The following is an 8,752-nucleotide window of genomic DNA, read 5'->3' as shown; positions in this document are numbered from 1 at the left end:
CTTCGCCGCGCGCAAGCGTCAAAGACACAAGCGTTTGGCAATTTGCCGTCTTGCCGAGAGCCGACGCGTATTGAGCTGCAACACCAACCGAGCGTTCGCCCTTCTTCGGCAATGAGGTGTCATCAATGACCAGCACCGCATCCTTGCCGCCGACAAGTCGGTCCGCCTGGCTGAGCAGCTCAGATTCCAGTGGTGATGCGTCCCAGACACCATCGGCGATGAAATGGTGCAGCTGATCGTAGCTGCCCGAGGCAAGGCGTTCTGCCATCGGCTGAATGCTCTTGCGATCACCAGGGCCGATCAATCCCGCAACGTACAGTGGACACATCCGCTGCCGGGTCTTGTGACCAAACCGGTCCAAGAACGGCTTCAGCCAGCGTTCGAGTTCGTCTTCCCATTCCGCCATGGTCAGCCCTCCAAGAGCCGACCACCCATGAATCATTGAAAAATTGATTCGGGAATCCTATAACGCACGGCAAAATCAACAATCTGCCAAAGTAGTGCTAGTCCTTCTTGAGGAAGCCCGAAAACTTCTTCTGGAAGCGCGAGACACGGCCGCCGCGGTCCATCAGCTGCTGGGTACCGCCGGTCCAGGCCGGGTGCGACTTGGGGTCGATGTCGAGGTTCAGCGTGTCGCCTTCCTTGCCCCAGGTGGAGCGGGTCAGGTACTCGGTGCCGTCGGTCATGACGACCTTAATCGTATGATAATTCGGATGAATATCGGCTTTCATGACAGTTCCTTCGGCGCGCTGGCGCCCATCTCAAGACATTCAGGTACGGGATTTGGGCGGCTCTATAACGCATGGAGCCCCCCAAAACAAGCCAAGAAAGGGCTTAAGCCCATCACCGGATTGGGACTTTACCGGATTTGCCAGCCGGGGGTCGGCGGGCCTATGTGGGGGACGATAGAACCGGTCTAGATTGATGAGCGTAGCTGAACAACTTGAGACCCCTCGCGGCACCCAAGAGCCGCCGCGCGATGCGTTGCTCGATGAGGAAGCCTTCATCGAGAGCCAGATCGCGGAGCCGGCGAAGAGCCGTGCCCGCCTGCGGCCGCTGCTGGCGCTCGCGCCTTATGTCGCGCGCTACAAGGGGCGGGCGATCCTCGCGCTGATCTCGCTGACGATCGCGGCGATCACCACGCTGATCGTGCCGGTCGCGGTGCGGCGGATGATCGACATCGGTTTCACGCCCGAAGGCATCGCGATGATCAACAGCTATTTCAGCGTGATGATCGCGGTCGTTGCGGTGCTCGCCTGTGCCAGCGCCTCGCGCTACTACCTCGTGATGACGATCGGCGAGCGCATCGTCGCCGATCTCCGGCGCGACGTGTTCACGCATCTGATCTCGCTGTCGCCGTCGTTCTTCGATTCCGCGCGGTCGGGCGAACTGGTGTCGCGGCTCACCGCCGACACCACCCAGATCAAGTCTGCGGTCGGCGCCTCGGTGTCGATCGCGCTGCGCAATCTGATGCTGTTCTTCGGCGCCGCCGCGATGATGGTGATCACCAGCCCGCGGCTCTCCGGCTTCGTGCTGCTCGCGATTCCGATGATCGTGATTCCGCTGGTGGCGTTCGGCCGCTGGGTGCGGCGGCTGTCGCGCACCGCCCAGGACACGCTGGCCGATGCCAGCGCCTATGCGAGCGAGCTGGTCAACGCGATCCGGACCGTGCAGGCCTATACCGGCGAGCGGCTCGCCAGGACGCGTTTTGCCGGCGAAGTCGAGCAGGCCTATCAGGCTGCGCGCAGCTCGACCAAGGCGCGCGCGGTGCTGACGCTGATCGTGATCTTCATCGTGTTCGCGAGCGTCGTCGTGATCCTCTGGGTCGGCTCGCATGACGTGCTGGTCGGCACCATCAGCCCCGGCCGGCTCGGCCAGTTCATTCTCTATACGGCGTTCGCCGCGAGTGGCCTCGGCCAGCTCAGCGAGGTCTGGGGCGAGGTCTCGGCGGCCTCGGGCGCCGCCGAACGGCTGTTCGAGATTTTGCGGGTCAAGCCGGAGATCGCGGCGCCCGCTTCGCCGCGCGCACTGCCGCAGCCGGCGCGCGGCGATGTCGGCTTCGACGATGTCAGCTTCGCCTATCCGACGCGTCCCAACGCGCTGGTGGTCGACGGCGTATCGCTGAAGGTCGGATCGGGCGAGAAGGTCGCGATCGTCGGGCCGTCGGGCGCCGGCAAGAGCACGCTGTTCCATCTGCTGCTGCGCTTCTACGATCCGAAATCGGGCACCATCTCGCTCGACGGCGTGCCGATCCGGCAGGCTGATCCGGCCGAGGTGCGCGCGCGGATCGCGCTGGTGCCACAGGACTCGGTGGTGTTCGCCGCGAGTGCGCGGGAGAACATCCGGTTCGGTCGTCCCGACGCCACCGATGCCGAGGTCGAGCGCGCCGCCGATCTTGCCCATGCCACCGAATTCCTGCGCCGGCTGCCTGACGGCTTCGACGCCCAGCTCGGCGAGCGCGGCGTGACACTATCCGGCGGCCAGCGCCAGCGCATCGCGATCGCCCGCGCCATCCTGCGCGATGCGCCGCTGCTGCTGCTGGATGAAGCGACCTCGGCGCTCGACGCCGAGAGCGAGACGCTGGTGCAGACCGCGCTGGAGGAATTGATGCGTCACCGCACCACGCTTGTCATCGCGCATCGCCTTGCAACCGTGCTGTCCTGCGACCGCATCCTGGTGATGGACCAGGGCCGAATTGTCGAGCAGGGCACCCACGCCGAGCTGGTCGCCGCGGGCGGCCTCTATGCACGGCTGGCACGGCTGCAGTTCGAAGGGATTTGAGCGAATCGGGGCTAGGTGCGCTCCGCCTATGCAATTCCTATGCGATCGCGCGTGCGCTCCCCTCGAAAACCCATTCCCGCGCAAGGATAGTCGCGCCCGCGCCGGACCTCCCTCGACGGCCGAAGGAGGTCAGGCACGCGGGGTGTTCGACTGATGCGCGAGGACGCGACTGAACCGGAGAGCAAGCTGCTCCGTGCCTGGCAGCTTGCCGTCCTGCGCTTCGCAGTGACGCGCGACGACGACGATCGGATGCACGCGCTCGGTGTGGCCGGCGAGGTCGACCGGCTGGGCGGTGCGGTCGATGACGCCTTCCACTTCTTCCGCAGGACGACCGCGGAGCTGTGCGTGGCGATCTCCGGTCGGGGCGCGGATCAGGATGCCGTCGTCAGGCGATTCCTGGCACAGATCGACCATGTCAGGCTCAGGCGCGCGGTCGAAGCGGCGATCGCCAAGGACAATGTCAGGGACTGCACGCCGCCGAAACTCGTGGCGAGCCGCGTCAAGCCCGGCAACGATCTCTGGCGGGGGCTGCCGTCGCGGCGTGCCGCCGGAACGTAGGGGGCTTTCTGCAATCGCCATCACGGCGCGGCGGATATTCCGCCAGAGCATGTCGCCACAACCCTGACCCGGTTGCTGCAATCAGTGCGATGCGCTTCTCTGTGCTCGAAAAGAGACCGGTCGGTTTCGGAATGCGGGGAGTGGCGAGATGGGTGGTTTGGTGATCAGCGGCGGCCGGGTGGTGGATCCGGCCAGCGGAATGGATGCGATCGGCGACGTCGCTGTCGTCGACGGCAAGATCGCCGCGGTCGGCACCGGGCTCGGCGGTGCGGAACGGCAGATCGACGCCACCGGTCTCGTGGTGGCGCCGGGATTCATCGACCTGCACGCCCATGGCCAGACCATTCCGGCCGACCGCATGCAGGCCTTCGACGGGGTGACGACATCGCTCGACCTCGAGGCCGGCGTGCTGCCGGTCGCATCCTGGTACAAGCGCCAGGCCGAGAAGGGCCGGGTGCTGAACTACGGCGCCGCCGCCAATTGGGCGTTCGCGCGGATCGGGGCGATGACCGGCTCGAATTCGGAAAGCTCGCTGGAATCGTTCGGCGCGGCGATGCGCGATCGGCGCTGGATCGAGAACGTCGCGACCGAGGGCGAGGTCGGCGGTATCCTCGAGCGTCTCGCCAACGGGTTGAACGAGGGCGGCATCGGCATCGGCATCCTCAACGCCTATGCGCCGGGCGCGGGCGTGCAGGAATTGACCGCGGTGTGCCAGCTCGCGGCTGATCATGCGGTGCCGACCTTCACCCACGTCGCCTACATGTCGCGCATCGACCCCGAGAGCGCGGCCGAAGCCTATATCCGCCTGATCGGCTATGCTGGCGCCACCGGCGCGCACATGCACATCTGCCACTTCAACTCGTCGAGCAAGACCGACATCGAGCGCTGCGTTGCGCTGATTGCGAAAGCGCAAGCGCAGGGTCTGCCGATCACGGTGGAGGCCTATCCCTATGGCACCGGCTCGACCGTGCTGGCGGCGACCTTCTTCAGCGATCCGAAATTCGAGGAGCGCAACGGCCTCGGCTATGATTCGGTGCAGCGCGTGACCGACGGTCACCGCTTCGGCAGCCGCGAGGAACTGCTGGCGGCGCAGGCCGAAGAGCCCTCGACGCTGGTGCTGTGGCATGTGCTCGATATCGAGAACAACGCGCATCATCGCGATCTGCTCGACATGGCGGTGCTGTATCCGGGGGGCGCGATCGCCTCCGACGCGATGCCGTGGACATTGTCGGATGGTCGGCCCTACACCGGTGACGCCTGGCCGCTGCCTGACGATGCCACTTCGCATCCGCGTTCGGCGGGCTGCTTCACCCGATTCATCCGCGAATGGGTGCGCGAGCGCAAGAAAGTGTCGCTGCTCGAGGGCATCCGCAAATGCGCGCTGATCCCGGCGGAAATCCTGTCGGCGAGCACGCCGGCGATGCGCGCCAAGGGCAGGCTGCAGGCGGGCGCCGACGCCGATGTCGTGGTGTTCGACTACGAGACATTGAGCGATCGCGCGACCTTCTCGGCGATGAATCGTCCGGCGGAGGGCGTGCGGCATCTCGTGGTCAGCGGCCAGCCGCTGATCAGCGATGGCGTCCTCGATGTCGCGGCGCGTCCCGGCCGGCCGGTGCGCCGGCCCGTCACCGGAGGCTGAGGTGCCGGTCCCGATCCTGCTGGTCGCGGGCTTTCTCGGGGCGGGCAAGACCACGGTCGTCAACCATCTGCTGGCGCATGCGCAAGGCAAGCGCATCGCTGCCGTGGTCAACGATTTCGGCGCTGTTAATATCGACGCCGAATTGATCGCCGGCGCCAGCGACGGCGTGGTCAGCCTGAGCAATGGCTGCATCTGCTGCACGCTGGAGGGCGATCTGCTGCGCACGCTCGCCAATTTGCTGCGGCGTGCTCCGCGTCCGGAGTTCATCGTGATCGAGACCAGCGGGATCGCCGATCCCGCCGATATCGTGCGTAACCTGATGGATCCGGTGATCTGGAAGGAGGCGCCGCTGGAGACTGTGTTATGCGTCGTCGATGCGACGCAGCCAGCTGCGATGCTGAGCGATGCGCTGCTGCGCTCGCAGCTGCGGGCGGCCGATGTGGTGGCGCTGAGCAAGGTCGATCTCGCCGATGCGGCCGCGTGCGCCGCGATCCGCGACGCCGTGCGCGCGGTGCGTCCGGCGGCCGTGGTGGTCGATGCGCTGCATGGCGAGGTGCCGGCGGCGTTGCTATTCCCGGCGGACCTCGATCACGTGCCGGCGCCGCGCGAGACTGCGCCGCGACGGCCGGCGTCGGACCGATTTGAGACCTTGAGCTGGACGTCCGAGCGGCCGGTGCGGCTGCCGCGCTTGCAGCAGGCGATCGGCAAACTGGCGCCGAAGCTGGCGCGAGCGAAGGGATTGTTCGAGACAATGGAGCAGCCCGGACGGTTGACGGTATTTCAACTTGCCGGTGGACGCGCGACATTGGCCGCGGGCGGCGTGCCCGCGCCCGGCGTGCCGCGCACGCGAATCGTATTCATCGCCGAGATGGGCGCGTTGTCGCGTGCCGAGATCGATGCGGTGATGCAGGGCTGCATCGAAGCGGAGTGATGCGAAGGTTCTCCGTCATCCCCGCGCAAAGGCTTCGCCTTTGTCGCTGGAGGTGCGAGCCTCTTCGGCGAGCCTCGAAGGATCGACGGCCACCAGCCGGGCCGCGCATCCTTCGAGGCTCGCTCCGCTCGCACCTCAGGATGACGGGTCAGGAAGTCTCCGCATCGCCGTAGATGTCGCTGTGTCATCGCCGCAGCACCATCGCGCAAAGCATGTGTGCGACAATCGCGTCGAATTGACAGCTGTGCGTCCTCCACCTATCGTTTTTGCCGACGGTTCCCTTCGGGGATCAAAAGGGAATGCGGTGCGAGGGTAACCCCAATGCCGCAGCTGTCCCCGCAACTGTAAACGGCGAGCCTTTCGTCAATTTGCCACTGGGCTGTTCAGCCCGGGAAGGCGTCGACAGGCGATGACCCGTGAGCCAGGAGACCTGCCGTCAGTCGTGGTCACACGCGAGCACATCGGGCGGGGGCGTCCTGGTGGGATCGGAGCATTGCCTTTCGGGCCATGCGCCAGTCCGCGTTCGCGGTGACGTGCCACGTTACCGCGGGTCGTTTCATGTCTCCGTCTTCTCCCGCTGCGCGCCGATGGCGCCTCGGCCTCGTTTGCTCCCTGTCATCGCTGCTATTGCCGGCCGAAGGCTCGGCACAAACGCCTCCACCGACCACGCTCGATCCGATCGAGGTCTCGCCTTCGGCCTCCGCAAGGCCAAAGCCTGCGGCGCGAAGCAGCAACACCGCCGCCAGGTCGCGGCCCCGCTCCAGACCGGCGACGTCAGCGCCGACCGGCAACACGCCGCGCGCCGCAGCGTCAAGTGCATCGGGGGCGGCGTCGCCGACGCTCAACGCCACCACGCAGGGCAGCACCGGCAGCCGTCTCAACCTGACGCCGCTGCAGACGCCGGCGAGCGTCGAGATCGTCACGGCGCAGACCATCGCCGAGCGCGGCCAGCACAATGTGCTGGATGCCGTCACCCAGAATGCGGCCGGGTTCATCGCAACGCCGGCGCCCGGCAATGGCGGCCTGTCGTTCAGCACCCGCGGCTTTGCCGGCAGCAACTCGGTGATGACGCTGTATGACGGCACGCGCTTCTATATCGGCTCCGGCACCCTGACGTTCCCCTACGACACCTGGTCGACGCAACGCATCGAGGTGCTGCGCGGCCCGGCCTCGGTGCTGTACGGCGAAGGCGCGATCGGCGGCGTCATCAACGTCGTTCCGAAGAAGCCGCAGAACACGCCCTACAACGAGGCCGAGGTCTCGCTCGACAGCAACATGACGCGACGGCTGTCGGTGGACAGTACCGGTCCGATCAATCCCAATGTGTCGTACCGGATCAACGCCACCGGCAACATGTCGGACGGCTGGGTCGATCGCGACAAGACCTCGAATGCGGTGGTCTCCGCCGCCGTGCGTGTGCAGGCATCGGACAATCTCGCCTTCACGCTGTCCGAGGACTATGGCGACCGCAGCCCGTCACGCTATTTCGGCACGCCGCTGATCAACGGCTCGATCCAGGATGCATTGCGCTTCAAGAACTACAACGCGTCGGATAGCGCGATCCGCTATCAGGACAGCTGGACCCAGTTCAAGACCGAGTGGGACGTCGCCGACGGCATCAAGGTCAACAACACGCTGTACTATCTGACCAGCGCGCGGCACTGGCGCGACATCGAGAATTACACCTGGAATCCGAAGACCCAGCTGATCGATCGCTCCAGCTATATCGAGATATTCCACGACCAGAAGCAGCTCGGCAACCGGATCGATACGACCTTCAGCGGTCACGTCTTCGGGCTTGCGAACCAGTTCGTCGCCGGGTTCGACGTCAACCGGATCGATTTCACCCACACCAACAACTCGCCCTATGGCGGCGCGTCGTCGGTCAATCCTTACGCCTTCGATCCCGGATCATTCTTCGCAACGACGACGGCGACGACGCCCGGCTTCAACGCGATCGTCAATCAATACGCACTGTTTGCGGAAGATCGCCTGTCGCTGACCGATCAGCTGTCGCTCGTCACCGGCGTCCGGTATGACCGTCCCGAGGTCGATCGCACCGACTACAAGACGCCCGCGAACAGCTTCGACGTCTCGCTATCGGGCGCCAGTTGGCGCACCGGCCTGGTCTACGAGCCGATCAAGAACCTTGCGTTCTATGGTCAGTACGCGGTCGGCGTCGATCCGGTCAGCAACCTGATCTCGCTGTCGACCTCGCAGAAGACCTTCCAGCTTGCGACCGGCAAGCAGACCGAGATCGGAGTCAAGCAGTCGTTCTGGGGCGGCCGCGGCGAGTGGACGCTGGCTGCTTACGAAATCGTCAAGACCGGCTTGACCATTCCCGATCCCAGTAATCCGACCGCCGGCCCGGCATTGCAGATCGGCCAACAGTCATCGCGCGGGGTCGAAGGATCGGTCGGGCTCGCGCTGAACGATGGTTGGCGCGTCGACGCCAATCTTGCGCTGCTGCGCGCCCGATACGACAACAACAGCCAGGTGGTCGGCGGCAAGATCGTCAGCTACAACGGCAATGTCCCGGTCAACGTGCCGCAGCAGGTCTCGAACATCTGGCTGACCTGGGATTTCGCGCCCAATTGGTCGGTCTACGGCGGCGTGCAGATCGTCGGCGCAATGTACTCCGATCTCGCCAACACCCAGCTGCGGCCGGGTTACAGCGTGGTCAATGGCGGCGTCAAATGGAAGCCGGATGACCGCACCACGGTCGCGTTCCGCCTCTACAATCTGTTCGACAAGGTCTACGCGGTGACCTCGAACGGGACGGGGCAGTGGCTGCTCGGCATGCCGCGCACCGCCGAACTGTCCGTCAACGTGAAGTTCTGACC

General features: G+C 65.4%; 7 protein-coding genes and 1 riboswitch. Of the genes, 5 read left to right on the top strand and 2 right to left on the bottom strand.

Annotated elements, in window-relative coordinates; translation table 11 throughout:
* Positions 1 to 442: IS701 family transposase (locus FNJ47_RS22870; protein WP_163157121.1), on the bottom strand; the 442-nt coding region annotated here is incomplete at its 3' end.
* Positions 443 to 503: 61 nt separating this feature from the next.
* Positions 504 to 731 (bottom strand): 50S ribosomal protein L31, encoded by a 228-nt coding sequence (rpmE, locus tag FNJ47_RS22865; RefSeq protein ID WP_016845230.1) that lies wholly within the window; start codon positions 729 to 731, stop codon positions 504 to 506.
* A gap of 193 nt (positions 732 to 924) precedes the next feature.
* Here rpmE and FNJ47_RS22860 point away from each other — a divergent pair, with 193 nt between their 5' ends.
* The 5 genes from FNJ47_RS22860 (at position 925) to FNJ47_RS22840 (ending at position 8,750) form a co-directional block, all read left to right on the top strand.
* Positions 925 to 2,781 carry an ABC transporter ATP-binding protein/permease gene (locus tag FNJ47_RS22860; protein ID WP_163157119.1) on the top strand — a complete coding sequence of 619 codons (1,857 nt, stop codon included), beginning with the start codon at positions 925 to 927 and terminating at the stop codon, positions 2,779 to 2,781.
* A 153-nt stretch (positions 2,782 to 2,934) separates the two neighbouring features.
* Complete coding sequence (locus tag FNJ47_RS22855; protein ID WP_236000050.1) at positions 2,935 to 3,339, top strand: hypothetical protein; 405 nt, start codon at positions 2,935 to 2,937, stop codon at positions 3,337 to 3,339.
* A 148-nt stretch (positions 3,340 to 3,487) separates the two neighbouring features.
* Positions 3,488 to 4,978 carry an amidohydrolase family protein gene (locus tag FNJ47_RS22850; RefSeq protein WP_163157117.1) on the top strand — a complete coding sequence of 497 codons (1,491 nt, stop codon included), beginning with the start codon at positions 3,488 to 3,490 and terminating at the stop codon, positions 4,976 to 4,978.
* A 1-nt stretch (position 4,979) separates the two neighbouring features.
* A complete protein-coding gene (locus FNJ47_RS22845; protein ID WP_175068407.1) occupies positions 4,980 to 5,909 on the top strand; it encodes a GTP-binding protein in 930 nt (309 codons plus the stop codon).
* A gap of 256 nt (positions 5,910 to 6,165) precedes the next feature.
* Positions 6,166 to 6,361, top strand: a riboswitch (cobalamin riboswitch).
* Between the two features lie 106 nt (positions 6,362 to 6,467).
* Positions 6,468 to 8,750 (top strand): TonB-dependent receptor, encoded by a 2,283-nt coding sequence (locus tag FNJ47_RS22840; RefSeq protein WP_163157113.1) that lies wholly within the window; start codon positions 6,468 to 6,470, stop codon positions 8,748 to 8,750.
* Positions 8,751 to 8,752 lie beyond the last annotated feature (2 nt).

The sequence above is a fragment of the Bradyrhizobium uaiense genome (assembly GCF_010811875.1).
GTDB classification, from domain to species: domain Bacteria; phylum Pseudomonadota; class Alphaproteobacteria; order Rhizobiales; family Xanthobacteraceae; genus Bradyrhizobium; species Bradyrhizobium uaiense.
Note: the sequence above shows the minus strand (reverse complement) of the source record. Positions and strands in the feature narration are given on the sequence as shown.

Excerpts from the sequence above, each read along its gene's own strand:
- FNJ47_RS22860 (WP_163157119.1), top strand. The coding sequence starts at position 925 with ATGAGCGTAGCTGAACAACTTGAGACCCCTCGCGGCACCCAAGAGCCG.
- FNJ47_RS22855 (WP_236000050.1), top strand. The coding sequence starts at position 2,935 with ATGCGCGAGGACGCGACTGAACCGGAGAGCAAGCTGCTCCGTGCCTGG.
- FNJ47_RS22840 (WP_163157113.1), top strand. The coding sequence starts at position 6,468 with ATGTCTCCGTCTTCTCCCGCTGCGCGCCGATGGCGCCTCGGCCTCGTT.
- rpmE (WP_016845230.1), bottom strand. The coding sequence starts at position 731 with ATGAAAGCCGATATTCATCCGAATTATCATACGATTAAGGTCGTCATG.
- FNJ47_RS22850 (WP_163157117.1), top strand. The coding sequence starts at position 3,488 with ATGGGTGGTTTGGTGATCAGCGGCGGCCGGGTGGTGGATCCGGCCAGC.